Origin of the sequence: Sphingomonas trueperi, assembly GCF_011927635.1 — a bacterium.
GTDB lineage: Bacteria > Pseudomonadota > Alphaproteobacteria > Sphingomonadales > Sphingomonadaceae > Sphingomonas > Sphingomonas trueperi.
In genome coordinates this window covers 88,426-104,197 of sequence record NZ_JAATJB010000001.1, presented here as the reverse complement: position 1 = coordinate 104,197, position 15,772 = coordinate 88,426, and the positions used below count along the sequence as shown (strand labels likewise).

The window sequence follows — 15,772 nt, the reverse complement described above, 5'->3', positions numbered from 1 at the left end:
GGGGCGTCCTAAGCCGTCGGCCGGCACCTTCGCGGCATACCGCGCCTAGCTATCCCCGCGTCCATGTTGCGCTCTCCGCGCGCCCGCGCAATTTCGCGTTACGGTTGCAACCAAAGCTTCAATGGAAGCTGCTGTCCTTGCGCATCCGCGCTGGTAAAGATTGGTGAAGAAAGGTGCTCGACGGCTATCGACGCGTCCGGATGATCCCTATTTCCGAGACGAGTGCTGGTGTCCGATGGTTTCGGACGGAGGCGGTATGGGCAGCCGGTGTCGAAACGCCGCCGGTGAGCCGGTGCCTGTCCTGGTAGAGTATTTGTATGAAGCTCAATTTTCTATGTGTCGCTGCTGGGCGACTGGTGAACATGGTGGGCGCGCAACGATGAAGGTCGAGGTGTTCGCGGAGGCTGCCATCCCGGGTACCCCGCGCGTCCTGGTCGTAGACGACGACGCAGCGATGCAGCGCATGCTCGTCTCCTATCTCGGTGAGAACAGCATGCAGGCGACGGCGGTTTCCGGACGCGAGGGCGTGGTGCGCGCGCTCGCCGGGCGTGAGCCCGACGTCATCCTGCTCGATATCAACCTTGGCGATCAGGATGGCCTGGACCTGCTCCGGGAAGTGCGCGCCAAGAGCGTCGTGCCGGTGATCCTGATCACCGGCCATCGCCGTGACGAGGTGGACCGTGTGATCGGGCTCGAGCTCGGCGCCGACGACTATCTGACCAAGCCGTTCGGCATGCGCGAGATGCTCGCGCGGGTCCGCTCGGTGCTCCGCCGCCGGACGATGGATCGCCTGCACCCGGTGCGCCAGACGGAGCAGAGCTTCGAATTCGCCGGGTGGGTGTTCAGCCAGCGCAACCGCCGGCTCAAGAGTCCGGAGGGGGAGACGGTGCCGCTCACCAAGGGTGAATTCGCGCTGCTCAGCGCCTTCGTTGCAGCGCCCCGGCGGCCGCTCACCCGCGAACGGCTGCTCCAGGCGACGCGCGTGCACGAGGACGTGTACGACCGCAGCATCGACGTGCAGATCCTCCGCCTGCGGCGCAAGCTCGAGCGCGACGCCAGCGCTCCCCGGCTGATCCGCACCGAGCGCGGCGTCGGGTATGTCTTCGACGTCGACGTGCGGACGGTGTGAGGCGAGGGCTGCTCGTACGGACATGCGCGGGCCTTGCCGGCGCCGCGACGCTGGGCATTGGCGCGGCGCTGGCGGCACAATGGGTCGTGCAAGACGAGCCGATCACGCCGTTGCCGCCGGCGCCTGCGATCGCGCCGGCCAAGCTGGCGCTGGGCGCGCTGTTGTTCCGCGATCCGCGGCTGTCGCAGCGGCAAACGGTGAGCTGCAATTCGTGTCATGACCTGGGGACCAACGGCGCCAGCAACCGCAATTTCGACGTCGCGCAGAATGGCGGCGCCTTGCGGATGAACACGCTCACCGTGTTCAACGCGGCGCTCAACTATCGCTTCAACTGGCGCGGGCGGCGCGAGACCTTCGAGCGGTTCACCGCGCAGGTGCTGGACGATCCGGCGCTGATGGGCGCGGCGAATGGCGTGGCCGTAGCACGGCTGCGGCGCGATCCGGCGATGGTCGCGCGGTTCCGCGCCGTCTATGGTCGACACATCGACGAGGCTGCGCTGGTCGATGCGCTTGCGGCGTATCAGCGCAGCCTGGTCACGCCCGGCGCGCGATTCGACCGCTGGCTGGCCGGGGACGACCGGGCGCTGTCCGCGCAGGAGCGCCGCGGCTATGCCCGCTTCAAGGCGCTGGGGTGCGTCTCCTGCCATCAGGGCGTCAATGTCGGCGGCAACCTGATGCAGCGCCACGGCGTCTTCCATCCGATCGGTTCGGCAGACCCGGTGCTGGTGCGCGTGCCGAGCCTGCGCAACGTCGCGGCGACAGCGCCCTATTTTCACGACGGTAGCGCGCCCACGCTACGGCATGCGGTCCGCGCGATGGGGCGGGCGCAGCTCGATCTCGCGCTGTCGCCGCAGGACGTGGACGACATCGTCGCCTTCCTCGGCACGCTCACCGGCACCTATCAGGGCAGGCCCATTCGGCCGCCGGCGCCGGGCAGCCGCAGGTGAGGTCCATCGCCGTACTGCGCGCCGCCGCCGCGGTGACCGCGCTGGCGGCGCTGTTGCTGTTCGGCGCGGCGGCGCGGATGCGCACGATGGGGGACGGCTGGGCAGTGGAAGCGAACCGGGCGATCGAGCGCTACGCCTTTGCCGACCGTTCGCTGACGCGCGACATGCTGAGCGCGCGGATAGGGTTGCTGCGCAACTACGACATGATCAACCAGGATCTGGCGAGCGCCGACGAAAGCACCGAGCGGCTTGCCCAACGTGCCGGCGGCGACGTCCCGCTCCGTCGCGCGATCTCGCGGCTGCGGGACCACATGCGCGACGCCGAAGGGCTCGCCGAGGCATTCAAGAGCGAGAATGCGTTGCTGCAGAACTCGCTCGCGCGCGTGACGGCGCTGTGCAACCTGCTGCAGGATTCGCCCCGCGCCGGCACCGTCTCGGCACGCTTTCTCCGACTGACGCTGGATACCAGCCCGGCGGCCGTGGCGGCGGCGCGGGCGGCGCTGGCGGACCTGGCAGGCGGGCAAGGCGATCTCGAAGCCCAGCTGATCGCGCACGGACGCCTGCTGATCGCGCTGCTGCCGCGCGTCGACGCCATCCTCGATGCGGTGCGCGAGGGCGGGCGCGACGGCGAAATCGAGACCGTCCGGCGGCTGGTCGTGGAGCATCAGCGGCGGATCGAGGCGCGGCACCAGCGCGCCTTTCTCGGGCTGCTCGCGGCGGGCGTCGCGGCGGCGGTCCTGTGGCTCGCGCTCCTTGCCGCGCTTCGCGCGCAGGTGCGGGAGCGTCGACGCCGTCGCGAGAATGAGCGACTGAGCGCCACCGTGGCGAGCCTGCTGCTCGAAGTTTCGTCGGAGCAGCTCGAGCAGCGGATCGAAGACGCGTTGCAGCGGCTCGCGGCACATGCCGGTGCCACCGATGCCTATCTCGTGCTGGACGGCGACCAGGCCGGTCGCACCTATATCTGGAGCAGCGATGGGCGGCTGAGCGAACATTGGCCGGCACGCGTGGCGGTGGCCGCGCAGGACGCGCCGCTTTGGGACGACGACGTGCTCCACCTCGCGCTGCCGCACGGCGCGGACACGCCGCTCGGCGCGATGCTGCTGGCGCGCGGCACGACGTCGCTCCTGCTGATCCGGGCCCGCACCCCGGTGCCGGCGTTGCTGGGCTTCGAACGCCACGATACCGACCGCGGTCGCTCCGACGTGATCGCCGGGCTGCGCATGGCGCAGGCGGCGATCCTGCAGGCGCTGCGCCGCGACGGGCTGGAGCGCGCCCGCCTTCAGCTGGAGCTGCGCCTGGCCCGCGCGCGGCGGATGGAGGCGATCGGCGCGGTGGCGAGCGGCGTGGCGCACAATTTCAACAACATCATCGGCGCCATCGGCGGCTTCAGCGAAATCGCCGAGATCCATGCCGGTCGCAACCAGGTGGTGCGGGAGGACCTGTCGGAAATCCGCCAGGCGGTCGATCGCGCCCGCGAGCTGGTCGATGAAATTCTCGCCTTCGGACGGGGGCACGACGCCGAATACAGGCCGCTGACACTGCAGGCGCTGGTGGAGGAGACGGTGCGGCTCGTCCGGGCGGCCGGGCGCGGGACGATTCACTTCGTAGCGCAGGATTGGCCGGCGGCGCGCGCAGTGCAGGGCAATGCCGCGCAGCTCCAGCAGGTGTTCATGAACATCTGCAACAACGCCTTCCACGCGACGCCGGCGGATCCCCATGTCGACGTTACCCTCACCTTTCGCGCCGAATGCAGGCCGCGCACGTTCAGCCATGCCAGTCTGGACGCGGGCGATTATGCCGTGGTGACGATCGCGGATCGCGGATGCGGCATCGCCGCCGCCGCCCAGCCACGGCTCTTCGAGCCTTTCTTCACCGGACGGCAGGGCGGCACCGGGCTTGGCCTGTCGACTGCCTGGGAGATCGTGCAGGCGCATGGCGGCACGATCGACGTCCGCAGCGCACCCGGCAAGGGCAGCAGCTTCCATATCTGGCTGCCGGCGATGCGTGCACGGCTGCTCGTACCGGTGCAGCAGGCGGCGGCGCCGGCGTCGGGAAACGGCGAGTGCGTGCTGGTGGTCGCGCCCGAGGCGGTACGCGAGGCGGTCGAGGATCTGGTGGCGCAGCTCGGCTACGAGCCGGTGAGCGTCGATCCGACGCGCGCGGACATCGGTGCGCAGGCGGACGCGGCGGGTGCCGATGCGGTGCTGCTGGTCGACGCGCCGGATGCGGCGCGCTCTTTCGTGCCGACGGGCCCGGCGGGGCCGCAAGCTGGCGTGCTGCTCCTGATGCGGCCGGCAGGCGGACGCGCATTCGCGCCGGTGCCGCTCGCAGCGCCGCTCGATCCGGTCGCGCTCGCTGCCGCGCTTCGCCCGCTGGCCGTCGAGCCAACACTACAGTCGTAACCGCAAGCTACCCGGTCCGACATGCGGCTGAAACCGTCGCTCGGGCACAGCCGGCCCGACGGTCGCCGCCTGTGGTTGGGAGTGGATGTGTTTCGAGCCGGGGATTTCTGCCGCCGCCGCGGAGGCGCGCATCGTGTCCGCTGACGGGCGCGTCGCCTGGCGCGAGGGGCTGTTCCTGCGCCAGCAGCATTTCCAGCAGCTGGAGCGCCATCTCGACGCGCAGCTCGCGGCCGCCGCCCGCCATGCCGGGCCCTATCGCTGGGGCGTGACCGAGCTGGTGATCAACCAGGATCTCGCCGCGCTCGGCAAGTTCGCGATCGAGAAGCTCTCGGGCGTGCTCCCCGACGGGCTGCACTTCGCCATTCCGGGCACGCTGCCGCCGCCGCCGCCGATCGACATTCCCGCCGACGCGCGCGACGCCGGCATCCAGCTGACGCTGCCGGCGCACCAGCCCGGCGCGGTGGCGTTCCGCGACGTGGACGCAGCCGGTGCCGAGGGCGCGCGCTTCCTGGTCGAGACGCGCGACGTCGCCGACGTGTTTTCCGAAGAGCGCGCGAGCGAGCCGATCGAGATGGCACGGCCCAATCTGCGCTTCGGCATCACCCGCGACCAGACCTATGGCCGCGTCACGCTCGAACTTGCGCGAGTCCGCGAGCTGCGGAATGGCGCGATCCAGTTCGACGAGCGGCACATCCCGCCCGCGCTCGACCTGCGCGCGAGCCCGCGGCTCGCCGGCTTTCTCGCCGACATCCTGGGCCGTGCGGGCCAGCGGGTGGAGGAACTCGCCCTGCGCGCGGTCGAGGCGGCCGAGGCGGGGGCGGAGAGCATTGCCAATTTCCTGCTGCTCCAGGCGCTCAACCGCTGGCGCCCGCAGCTCGCGCATCTGGCGAGCCTGCCGATGGTGCATCCCGAGCGGCTGTACGAGGCGCTGCTCGGCATGGCCGGCGAACTGGCGACGCTCACCCGCCCCGAACGCCAGCCGCCGCCTTTCCCGGTCTATGACCATCTCCGCCTGCGCGAGACGTTCGAGCCGGTGGTCGAGGCGATCCAGGCCGCGCTGTCGGCGGTCTATGACCGCGCCGCGGTCCAGCTGCCGCTCGTCCAGGCGGGGCCGGGGGCCTATACCGCGCGGATCACCGATCCGGCATTGTTCCAGACCGGCTATTTCTACCTGGTCGCCTCGGCGCGCATGTCGCTGGAGGATCTGCGCGCGCGCTTTCCCTCGGTCGCCAAGATCGGGCCGGTGCAGAAGATGCGGCAGATCGTCGATTCGGCGCTGGCCGGCATCCCGCTGCGCCACACGCCGACCCCGCCTCCGCAGATCCGCACGCTGCCGGGGCATGTCTATTTCGAGCTCGACCGCTCGGCACCCGATTGGCCCGCGCTCGCCGCCGCGCCCGCGCTGGGGCTGCACGTCGCCGGCGACTGGCCCGAGCTGCGGCTCGAGCTCTGGTGCGTGAAGAAGGCGCCGCGGTGAACGACGACGATGCCCTGGGCAGCGACGGCCACACCGTCTTCCAGCCGACGCCGCTCCAGCAGGCGCGCGCCCGACTTGCGGAAACGCGGGCCACACCGCCCCCCGCCGATGAAGATTTCCCCGATCCGCCCGTCGCGGCACGCGCGCACAATCCGATCGTCGAGGCCGCGGCGCCGCTGCTCGCGCTGATCGCGTCGGCGCGTTCGGGCCGCATCGCGCTCGACCTGCCCTCGCTGCATCGCCGCGCGTCGGCCGCCGCCCAGCGCTTCGACGCGGCGATCGTGGGGGGCGGCTATGACGCCGAGACGCAGCGCCGCGCGCGTTACGCCGTCTATGCGACGGTCGACGACATCGCCCAGAACCTGCCCGGCCAGGCCGCCGACGGCGCCGAATGGGCGCGGCGCAGCATGGTGGTCCGCGGCTTCGGCGAGAATATCGGCGGCGAACGCTTCTGGGCCTTGCTGCGCGAAATGCTGGCGCAGCCGGCGGCGCATGCCGAGCTGATCGAGCTCTACCATGCCTGCCTCGCCGCAGGATTCGAGGGGCGCTACCGGGTGGCGCAGGACGAGCGCGGGCAGCGCGCCGCGATCCTGGCGAGCGCCTATGCCGCAATCCCCGCCGCGCGCGGGCTTTCGGAAACCGAACTGGTGCCGCACTGGCGCGGTTCCCCCATGGCGCGAGGGCGGGTCGGCTTCTGGGCGCCGATCGGGCTGGCGGCGAGCGTCGCGCTCGGCGTGCTGCTGCTGGTCGTGCTGGCCTTCCGGCTGGTGCTGATCCAGACCGGCCAGCCGGCGATGACCGCGCTGCTCGCGCTCAACCCCGAGCAGCCCTTGCGCCTCTCGCGCGCGGCGGCACCCGTCGCGGTCCCGATCGGTGCGCAGCAGCAGCGGCTCCAGGGCTTCCTCGCCGACGAGATCGCGCGGAAGCTGGTCGTGGTCGAGCAGGACCCCAACAGCGTACGGGTACGTACTACCGTCGGCACGCTGTTCCGCTCGGGCTCGGACCAGCTCGCCCCGGGGCGGCAGGCGCTGTTCGAGAAGATCGCCGAGGCCGTGGTGGGCGAGAAGGGCCAGGTGCGGGTGGAGGGCCATGCCGACAGCGATCCGGTGGCGAGCCTGACCTTCCCCGACAATGTTGCGCTGTCGAAGGCGCGGGCGGAGACGGTCGCGGCGATCCTGCGCGCGCGGCTCGCCGATCCGGCACGCGTGCAGGCCCAGGGCTTCGGCGCGACGCAGCCGATCGCGCCCAACGCCATCCCCGAAGGCAAGGCGCAGAACCGGCGCGTCGAAATCGTCATCGCGCGGAACGGATAACGGAATGCAGAAGCTGATGCGCAATTGGATGGCGGTGAGCGCGTCCGCGGCGGCGATCCTTGCGCTGATCGCGCTGTTCGGACTGCCGACGCTGTTCCCGCTGTTCCGCGCGACCTGGATCCGGCTTGCGCTGGTCGGCCTGGTAGCGCTCGGCTTCGGGCTCGCGGTGCTGTGGCGGCGGTGGCGCGGCAAGCGCGCGGCCGATGGCCTGGCCGAAGGGCTGGCGGCGACCGACGTGGAAGACGGGGCCGAGGAAACGCGCACGCTCGCCGCGCGGATGCGCGAGGCGCTGGCCGAGCTGAAGTCGCTGTCGGGATCGCGGCGCGCCTATCTCTATGATCGGCCCTGGTACGTGATCATCGGCCCGCCGGGTGCGGGCAAGACGACGGCGCTGGTCCAGTCCGGGCTGCGCTTCCCCTGGGCCAAGCGCGCGCTGAAGGGCGTGGGCGGCACGCGCAACCTCGATTTCTGGTTCGCCGACGAGGCGGTGCTGGTCGATACCGCCGGTCGCTACACCATACAGGATGCCGATGCCGGCGCCGATGCCGCGGGCTGGCGCGGGTTCCTCGACCTGCTGCGCCGCCACCGGCCGCTCCAGCCGATCAACGGCATTATCGTCGCGCTCGCTACCGACATGCTGAGCAGCGCCGACCGCGCCACGTTGGACACACATGCGGCGGCGATCCGCCAGCGGCTGGCGGAACTGCGCCGCACGCTGCAGGTGGAGGTGCCGGTCTATCTGCTGCTGCCCAAGGCCGATCTGCTCGCGGGCTTCATCGACTTTTTCGGCGACCTCAGCGCCGAGGGGCGGCGCGCCGTGCTCGGCGCCACGCTCGGGCCCGGCAGTGTGGCCGATGGCGCCCAGGTCGCGGCCGAGTTCGATAGCGTGGTGCAGGCGCTGTGGCAGCGGCTGCCGCGGCGGCTGCACGAGGAACCCGATGCCGCGCGCCGCGCCCGCATCCTTGCCTTTCCGGCACAGGTGGCGTCGCTGCGCCAGCGGCTCGTCTATCTCGTCGAGGGGGCATTCCTCGCCGATGGCGACGGCGCGCGCGACTTTCGCGGCTTCTACTTCGCCAGCGGCGTGCAGGAAGGCGCGACACTCGACCGGGTGCTGAGCGCGATGGCAGCGGTGTACGACGCGCCGCAGCCGCCGGCGCGCGAGGGGCAGGGGCGCGCCTATTTCCTCAACCGGCTGCTCAGCGAGGTGGTGATCCCCGAAGCCGGCAGGGTGCGTGCGGCGCCCGCCGTGCAGCGGCGGCGTCGCGTGCTGCTGGCGGGGGCGATCGGCGGCATGGCGCTGCTGGTTATCGCGATGAGTACGCTCTGGGCGGGAAGCTTCGCGCGCAACAAGGCGCTGCAGGCCGATCTCGCCGCCCAGGCGCAGGCGATTTCCGGCCAGATCGGCGCCTCGGGCACCGACCTGGTCGAGGTTCGCGCCAGCGACCCCGATCTCGAACAGGTGCTGCCGCTGCTCGATCGGCTGCGGACGCTGCCGCGCGGGTTCGCCGACCAGGCGCAGGGGGTGCCCGCGTGGCGGATGCGGCTCGGGCTGTTCCAGTCGGGGCATGCGGCGACCGCGCGCGGCGCCTATCTGGAAGCATTGCAGCGCATCCTGCTGCCGCGCCTGCTGTTGCGGCTCGAGCAGGTGCTGCGGGCCGATGCGGCGACGCCGGCGGCGCTCTACGAGCCGCTCAAGGTATATCTGATGCTCGGCGGGCAGGGGCCGCTCGACCCGCGGGTGGTGCGCGCCTGGGCGATCGCCGACTGGCGCACCGGTCCGCTCGCCGGCGACGACCGCGCCGATCTCCGCGCCGATCTCGCGCAGCATCTCGACGCGATGCTCGCCGATCCCAATCTTGGTCGAGTATGGCCGAACCGGCGCGCGCCGCTCGACGGCGCGCTGATCGCCTCGACCCGCGCCGCGGTGCAGACGCTCTCGCTCGCCGACCGCGCCTATGCCGAATTGCGCACCCGCGCGGCGGCGAGCGGTCGGCCCGACTGGCAGCCGAGCGGCGTGCTCGCCAGCGGCGACGCGCAGGCGTTCCGGGGTGGCAATGCGCTGCTTGCCGCGCAGGTGCCGTGGTTCTTCACGCGCGAGGGCTATGCCAAGGCCTATCGCCCCGGGCTCGCCGACGTGCAGACGGAGCTCGGCAACAGCCTGTGGGTGCTGGGGCCGGACGCCGCGCGCCAGTCGATCCGCGAGCAAGTGCCGGCGCTGCGGGCGGCGGTGGCCGCCGCCTATGCGCGCGACTTCATCGCCGCCTGGGACGGGCTGCTCGGCCAAGTGCAGCCGGCCGACTATTTCGGCAGCCCGGCCGCGCTGGGCGCGTTCACCCGCACGCCCTCGCCGCTCAAGGTGCTGCTCCAGGACGTCGCCCGCAACACCCGGCTGGGCAGCGAGGGCGGACAGGCGGGCGATGCCGGCGGCACGATCACCGCACATTTCGCGGATCTCGCTCGCTATGCCGGTGACGGCTCGGGGCCCGCACCGGTGGATGCGCTGGTCGACGGCGTGCGCAAGGCCGCGTCCGCCCGATCGGCGGCGAGCGTGGCGGGTGCCTCGCTCGGCAGCGACGCTGCGCAGGGGCAGCTGGCGGTGGCGCTCGGCGACCTGACGACCAGCGGCGCGTCCGCGCCCCCGCAGCTCCAGGACTTCGCGCGGCAGGCGACCCGCAGCGGCGCGAGTGCTGCGGCGAAGTCGGCGCAGACGGCGCTCGGCACCGAATATGCCCGCGACGTGCTGCCCGCCTGCCTGGCGGCGACGCGGGGCCGCTATCCCTTTGCGCCGGGTGCCGCCGACGACGCCCCGCTGGCCGAGGTGCAGCAGGTCTTCGCCATGGGTGGCACGCTCGATCGGTTCGTGCAGCAGCGGTTGCTGGCCTTGCTCGATCTGTCCGGGCCGGTCTGGCGGTGGAAGGCGGGTGATCCGGTCGCCGCCAGCTTCGCCGCGAGCAGCGCCGCGCAGTTCCAGAAGGCAGCCGCGATCCGCGCGCTGCTCGCCGGCGGCATCGCGGTCAATGTCGCTCTGGCGCAGCTCGGGCCCGAGGTGCGCGCGGTGCAGTTCGCCGCCGGGGGCGCCAGCTATCGCTTCGATGCCGCCGCGCGCGATCCGAAGCCCGTGCTGTGGTCGGCGAGCGCATTGCCGAGCGCGAGCCTGCAGCTTTCGGCCGAGCAGCGGGTCCTCTCGACCATCGAGACGCGCGGCAGCTGGGCGCTTTTCCGCCTGATCGACCGCGCGCGGGTGGCGAATGCCGGGCCGTCGACGCTGCGGCTGGGCTTCGGCGAGGGCGCGCAGGCGGCCAGCCTGACCATGGCCTTGCCGGGCAGCGAAAGCCCCTTCGGCCGCGGCGGTCCCTTCGCCTTCCGGTGCCCCGAGCGGCTATGAGCGGCGCAGCCTTCCTGTTCGGCAAGCTGCCGTCGCGCGCCGAGTTCACCAGCCGCGGCCTCCCGCCCGCCGAGCGCGTGCAGTGGGATGCCTGGTGCTGCGCGGTGATGGCCGATGGTGCCGCCCGGCTCGGCGAGGACTTCGAGGCGGCGTTCGACGCCACCGCACCGTGGCACTTCGGCCTCTTGCTGGCGGGCGGCAGCTGGCAGGCGGGCTGCATCGCACCGGCGTGCGACAGCCATGGCCGCCGCTTCCCGCTCGTGCTGGGACGCAAGGGCACGGGTGCCCCGGCGCCGCTGTTTCTGGCGGGCATGGCTGCGGCGATGGCCGAGGCGATCCAGGCTGCCTTCGCGCCGGTGCTCGATCTCAACGCGTTCCTCCCGGCCTGCGCGGCGCGCGTCGCCGGTCCAGCCGCGTCTGCGCCGGAGATGACCGACTGGCGGCACGATTGGATCGGCCGATGACGATCGCGACGCGGCTTCGCTTCGAACAGGGCGCGCGCAGCGATGTCGGCTGCGTGCGCCGGGTGAACGAGGATAGCTGGGCGGCGCGGCTGCGCGACGGGCTGTGGCTCGTCGCCGACGGCATGGGCGGGCATGCGCATGGTCAATGGGCCTCGGCGACGATCGCCGCGGCGCTCGAAGCCGCGCCGTTGCCCGAGACCTTCGAGGAAGCCGCCGCCGCCGCCCGCGCCGCGCTGCTCGCCGTCAACGCCCGCATCTATGCCGCCACCGGCGCGGACGGGGCGAAGATCGGCTCCACCGTCGCGCTGCTGCTCGTCCGCGAAGGCCGGGCACGGGTGATGTGGGTGGGGGACAGCCGCGTCTATCGCCAGCGCGAGGGGGGGCTCGATCAGCTGACCACCGATCATTCGCAGGTCGAGCAACTGATCGCGCGCGGCCTCCTCACGCGCGCGGAAGCGGAGCAGCATCCGATGGCGCATGTCCTCGCGCGCGCCGTCGGGGTCGAGCCGCGGCTCAACGTCGACATGCGCGACGAAATGGTGCTGGCGGGGGACGTGTTCCTGCTGTGCAGCGACGGGCTGACGCGGATCGTCGGCGATGCCGAAATCGCGCAGATCCTCGGCACCGAGCATCCGCGCCGCGCCGCCGACGCGCTGGTTGCGCTGGCGCTGGCACGGGGGGCGCCGGACAATGTCACCGTGGTCGTGATCGGCTGCGATTCGACCACGCTGATCGGCTAGAGCGTTTTCACCATGGGTGAAGACGCTCTAGATGTTTGTTTGCCGCATTTTCCGAGTCGTTGACCGTACACGGTCAACTTGAAAATGCTCTAGCGGGCGCCGCGCATCGCGGCGATCTGCTCCTCATAGGCGCCGCGGAATTCCTTGGCGAAGCGGTCCATGAACGCCTCGTCGGCACCGCGCACCACGCCTTCGAAGTCGCGGACATAGGCGCGCCACAGCGCCGCCTCGCGCGCCTGGCGCGACCAGCGGGCGAGGCCCGCCGGCGCGGGCTGCCGGGCGTGGATCGCGTCGGGGGCGAATTGCGCCAGCGTCTGGGTGAGCGCGCCGCGCATCGCCGACAACGTCGCCATCTGGTGCGCCTGCAGATCCTGATAGGCGTCCTCCACTGCGCGGGCGGCATCCATGAAGCCGGGCTCGGGCGCGTCGAGCAGCTGGAGCAGCGCGCGCTCGGGCGAGCGCACGAACTTGATTGGGTTGTTGCCTTCGAGTTCGAGGCTCGTCGCGGGCGTGCCGAGCTGCGCCTTGGCGCGGGCGCGGGCATCGACCATCAGGATCAGGCCGCTGACCATCTGGCGCAGCATGGCGCCGGCGGCGGCGAGCGCCTCGGCCGGGCGGCTGCGCAGCCGATCGGCGGGTACGCCCGAGGCGCGGAGGAACGCCGCCCAGCCGTCTTCGCCGATCGAGGCAGGGGCAGGGAGCATCTCGACGGCATCAGCCTGTGAGGCGGTCGCGGCGTGCTCCGGCTGCGGCGGCAGCGCCAGGGGCGCCGGCTGCTGCGCGGCGCTCCACGCTTCGGCGGCGCCGAAATCGCCGCGCGACCAATCGATCGCGCTTTCGGCGGCAAGCTGCCCCCAGACATCGCTCGCCGAGGGCTGGGTGCTTTCGCGCGGCGCGCTGGCCCAGTCGGAAGGCGCGCGCTCCGGCTCGGGCACTGCCCAGAGGCCGGCATCCGGCGGCGGTGCGGCCGGGAGATCGTCCCAGCCCGAGGGCGCGGCGGGCGGCGCGGGCGGGTCCCAGCTCCCCCAGGGCGACTCCGCCGGTGCCGCCGCTGCGGCCGCGACATGCGTGCCGGCACTCGCCTCGGCCGGGAGCGATACCGCGATCCGATAGTCGCCGATCGCGATCCGGTCGCCGTCGCGCAGCACGTGGGGCGCCGTCAGCCGCTCGGCGGAATCGTTGACGAACGTGCCGTTGGTGCTGAGGTCGGTGAGCAGATAGGCGCCGTCGCGATAGCTGACCTCGCAATGGCGCGACGAGATGTGGTGACGCGGATCGGGCAGGTGCCAGTCGGCATGCGGCGAGCGGCCGATCAGCGCGCCATGCCCGTCGAGGCGCAGCGGGGCGGGCTGGGCAGGGTCCTGCGCCGTGCCGGGCTGGAGGGTGAGGGTCAGCGTCATGGGGTGGTCTCCGCCTCGCGCCGGGCGAGGGCCGTTCCAAGATCGAGGGCGTGGTCGAGCGCGGCACGGTGGTCCGCGCCGGCCGTGGCGACGGCGGCGAGTACTGCGACCGCGGCCAGCGTGCCGGCGACTTCGCGGGGCGGTGCCGCCGGAGGCTGGTCCGGCGGCGCGATCGAGCCGCCCGAATGGAATACCGCGCTGGCGGCAAGGGTCGCGGCAGTGGACGGGGGGCCTTGCAGCGCCGCTGCGCCTGCGGCGCGGCGCTGGGGCTCCGCGGGATGGGCCAGCCACGCCTGGACCGCCGCCATCGCCGCGGCGTCTCCAGGTCCCGCGACGGGTTCGGCGACCTGCGCTGCCCAGAGTACCGCCTCGAACCGGGGCAGCGCCTGGCCCAGGAACAGCGCCGCCTCGGCCGTCTTGCCCTCGGCGCGCAGCCGCTCGAAGAAGCGATCGGGCGCCGCCTCGTCGCCGGGCAGCGCCGGCCAGCGCAGCAGCGCGTTGATCTGGCGCGCCTGCACCCAGATGGTGCGCGGCCAGCTCACAGGATCACCAGTGCACCGCCGTGCAGGGTCAGCAATCCCGCGGCCGTGACGGTGGCGGTGCCGAGGCTGTTGAGCGTCAGTGCGCCCGCCGTGTTGCCGGTGATCGTCAAGCCGTTCAGCACGATGCCCGCCTGGGTGATCATGATGCTGTTCATGCCCACGCGGAGGGTGATGGCCGCTTCGTTCATGATGATGGTGTTGAGCCCTACCGCGAGCTTGATTTCCCGCGCGGCCGTGATGTCGGCGCTGCCCCGCGCGACGTCGAGGCTGTGGTTGCCGGTCTCGACCGACACGCTGTCGTCGCCGTGCACCTCGGTCGTGCGGTCCCGGCCGACCCGGATCTTGCGATCACGCCGAACGCGCAGCTCGTCGTCGAGCATCACCTCGGCCACGCGGTCGCGCTGGGCGCGGAGATAGACCTGCTCGGCCCCGCCCTTGTCCTCGAAATGCAGCTCGTTATAGCCGCGCCCGCGAGGCGCGCCGCCCTCGGCCCCGGCATAGCTGCCGCTCGCCCCGATCGTCTGCGACCGGTAGAGCGAGCGGGTGCGATGCTCGGGCAGCGCATAGGGGTGCACGTGCTCCGAATTGTACACGCGGCCGGTGAGGATCGGCCGATCGGGGTTCCCGTCGAGAAAGTCGACGATCACTTCCTCGCCGGTGCGCGGCAGCGTGACATGCCCGAACCCCGCGCCTGCCGAGGGATAGGAGACGCGCAGCCAGCAGGAGCGCGCCTTCTCCTCCCCCTCCGACGCCCGCTTCCAAAGAAAGCGCACGCGCACGCGGCCCTGGGAATCGACATTGCTGTCGTCGGCGCCGCCCGCGACCACGATCGCGGTTTCGGGCCCGGCAATGGGCGCGGGCGTCACCGCGGGCGCGCGCCAGGGCGTGTCGGCGGGAACGGCCTCGATCGAGACGCGGCGCGGCGTCGCGTCCGCGCCCGTGCGATAGGGCTCGGCGTCCATCGCCATGTCGAGCGCGGTGACGACGAACTCGGCCCCGCGGTCGAAGGCGTCCTGCGAATCGAGCGTGAACCGCCCGCCGCAGGCGAGCCCGATCGCATCGCCGGTGCCGGTATAGACACGCTGGTTGGCGCGCGCCGCCTGCAGTGCCACCTCGGCCCAATGCTGCGCCAGCGCGGGCTCGACGAAGTCGCCGGTGTAGCGATGCACCTCCTGGCTGTCCGCCTTGTTGCGCGCGGGGCCTTGCTTCTCGCCCTCGCGCACCGTGCTTGCCTGATAGTCGAAGCTCTGCAGCAGATAGCGCCGCTCGCCGCCGCTGCGGACATGCTCGTGCCAGTCCCACAGTGCCTCGGCGAGCCCGCCGCTGCGGCCCGACCAGTCGGGGCGGAGCTTGACCGTGGCATAGCCCGGCGCAGGCTTGTGCGCCGAGGGGGAGTCGCACAGCACCAGTACATGCTCGCCCGCCTCGTGGCGGAAATAATAATAGATCCCCTCGCGCTCCATCAGCCGCGAGACGAAGGCGAAGTCGCTCTCGCGATATTGGGTGCAATATTGCCAGGGACGATAGCTGCCGGTCAGCCCACCGAAATCGACGCGGCGGCTATACGGCGCCAGCACCGCCTTGAGGATGTCGACGACGCTGCGCGCCTCGAACACGCGATAGGCGAGATTATGGTCGAGCAGGTGCAGCCAGGGCCGCAGCTCCAGCCTGTAGTGATAGCCCTGATCCTCCTCGCGCAGGAAATGTGCTTCGGCGAGCTGCGCGTGGAAGTAGCGCACATGCGCGTCCAGCTCGAAGACTTCGATCCTGGCGGCGTTGCCGAGCTTCGGCAGGAAATCCACCTTGTCGCGGACGACGATCTCAGCAGTGATCGTGAACAAGCTGCTCAGACGCTCGTACGAAGAGAAGTTCAGAAGCTTGATCGGCGAGCCGACATCGAGCGTTATTTCGGCCTGGCGCTTCATGCGATCGCGCTTTCCATCCTGTTACTATTGTCATCATGTCGTCGATTG

General features: G+C 71.6%; 11 protein-coding genes. 8 read left to right on the top strand and 3 right to left on the bottom strand.

Annotation, left to right across the window (positions count from 1 at the left end; genetic code table 11):
* Positions 1 to 379 precede the first annotated feature (379 nt).
* From GGR89_RS00485 to GGR89_RS00450, 8 genes are all read left to right on the top strand, one after another.
* On the top strand, positions 380 to 1,129 hold the full coding sequence (locus tag GGR89_RS00485) for a response regulator (protein ID WP_125974675.1): 750 nt from the start codon (positions 380 to 382) through the stop codon (positions 1,127 to 1,129).
* A complete protein-coding gene (locus tag GGR89_RS00480) occupies positions 1,126 to 2,076 on the top strand; it encodes a cytochrome-c peroxidase (protein ID WP_241217889.1) in 951 nt (316 codons plus the stop codon). The genes GGR89_RS00485 and GGR89_RS00480 overlap by 4 nt, the downstream gene beginning before the upstream one ends.
* Positions 2,073 to 4,478 carry a DAHL domain-containing protein gene (locus GGR89_RS00475; RefSeq protein WP_125974673.1) on the top strand — a complete coding sequence of 802 codons (2,406 nt, stop codon included), beginning with the start codon at positions 2,073 to 2,075 and terminating at the stop codon, positions 4,476 to 4,478. The genes GGR89_RS00480 and GGR89_RS00475 overlap by 4 nt, the downstream gene beginning before the upstream one ends.
* Before the next feature lie 133 nt (positions 4,479 to 4,611).
* Positions 4,612 to 5,955, top strand: coding sequence for a type VI secretion system baseplate subunit TssK (gene tssK, locus GGR89_RS00470; protein ID WP_241217886.1), 1,344 nt, complete (start codon positions 4,612 to 4,614; stop codon positions 5,953 to 5,955).
* A complete protein-coding gene (gene icmH, locus GGR89_RS00465) occupies positions 5,952 to 7,268 on the top strand; it encodes a type IVB secretion system protein IcmH/DotU (RefSeq protein WP_241217885.1) in 1,317 nt (438 codons plus the stop codon). The genes tssK and icmH overlap by 4 nt, the downstream gene beginning before the upstream one ends.
* A 4-nt stretch (positions 7,269 to 7,272) precedes the next feature.
* On the top strand, positions 7,273 to 10,653 hold the full coding sequence (gene tssM, locus GGR89_RS00460; RefSeq protein ID WP_125974669.1) for a type VI secretion system membrane subunit TssM: 3,381 nt from the start codon (positions 7,273 to 7,275) through the stop codon (positions 10,651 to 10,653).
* Positions 10,650 to 11,117, top strand: coding sequence for a type VI secretion system-associated protein TagF (gene tagF / locus GGR89_RS00455; protein ID WP_125974667.1), 468 nt, complete (start codon positions 10,650 to 10,652; stop codon positions 11,115 to 11,117). The genes tssM and tagF overlap by 4 nt, the downstream gene beginning before the upstream one ends.
* Entirely contained in the window at positions 11,114 to 11,857 is a 744-nt protein-coding gene (locus tag GGR89_RS00450) for a PP2C family protein-serine/threonine phosphatase (protein ID WP_125974665.1), read from the top strand. The genes tagF and GGR89_RS00450 overlap by 4 nt, the downstream gene beginning before the upstream one ends.
* Positions 11,858 to 11,946: 89 nt before the next feature.
* Here GGR89_RS00450 and tagH read toward each other — a convergent pair whose 3' ends face one another.
* The 3 genes from tagH to GGR89_RS00435 are packed head-to-tail and all read right to left on the bottom strand — an operon-like array spanning position 11,947 to position 15,724.
* Entirely contained in the window at positions 11,947 to 13,257 is a 1,311-nt protein-coding gene (gene tagH, locus GGR89_RS00445) for a type VI secretion system-associated FHA domain protein TagH (RefSeq protein WP_125974663.1), read from the bottom strand.
* The gene (locus GGR89_RS00440; RefSeq protein WP_125974661.1) at positions 13,254 to 13,799 is read right to left on the bottom strand and encodes a DUF6931 family protein; all 546 of its coding nucleotides are present in this window, start codon (positions 13,797 to 13,799) and stop codon (positions 13,254 to 13,256) included. The genes tagH and GGR89_RS00440 overlap by 4 nt, the downstream gene beginning before the upstream one ends.
* On the bottom strand, positions 13,796 to 15,724 hold the full coding sequence (locus GGR89_RS00435) for a type VI secretion system Vgr family protein (protein ID WP_164542645.1): 1,929 nt from the start codon (positions 15,722 to 15,724) through the stop codon (positions 13,796 to 13,798). Before GGR89_RS00435 ends, GGR89_RS00440 begins: the two co-directional genes overlap by 4 nt.
* Between the last annotated feature and the right edge of the window lie 48 nt (positions 15,725 to 15,772).

Excerpts from the sequence above, each read along its gene's own strand:
- GGR89_RS00485 (WP_125974675.1), top strand. The coding sequence starts at position 380 with ATGAAGGTCGAGGTGTTCGCGGAGGCTGCCATCCCGGGTACCCCGCGC.
- tssM (WP_125974669.1), top strand. The coding sequence starts at position 7,273 with ATGCAGAAGCTGATGCGCAATTGGATGGCGGTGAGCGCGTCCGCGGCG.
- tagF (WP_125974667.1), top strand. The coding sequence starts at position 10,650 with ATGAGCGGCGCAGCCTTCCTGTTCGGCAAGCTGCCGTCGCGCGCCGAG.
- GGR89_RS00450 (WP_125974665.1), top strand. The coding sequence starts at position 11,114 with ATGACGATCGCGACGCGGCTTCGCTTCGAACAGGGCGCGCGCAGCGAT.
- tagH (WP_125974663.1), bottom strand. The coding sequence starts at position 13,257 with ATGACGCTGACCCTCACCCTCCAGCCCGGCACGGCGCAGGACCCTGCC.
- GGR89_RS00435 (WP_164542645.1), bottom strand. The coding sequence starts at position 15,724 with ATGAAGCGCCAGGCCGAAATAACGCTCGATGTCGGCTCGCCGATCAAG.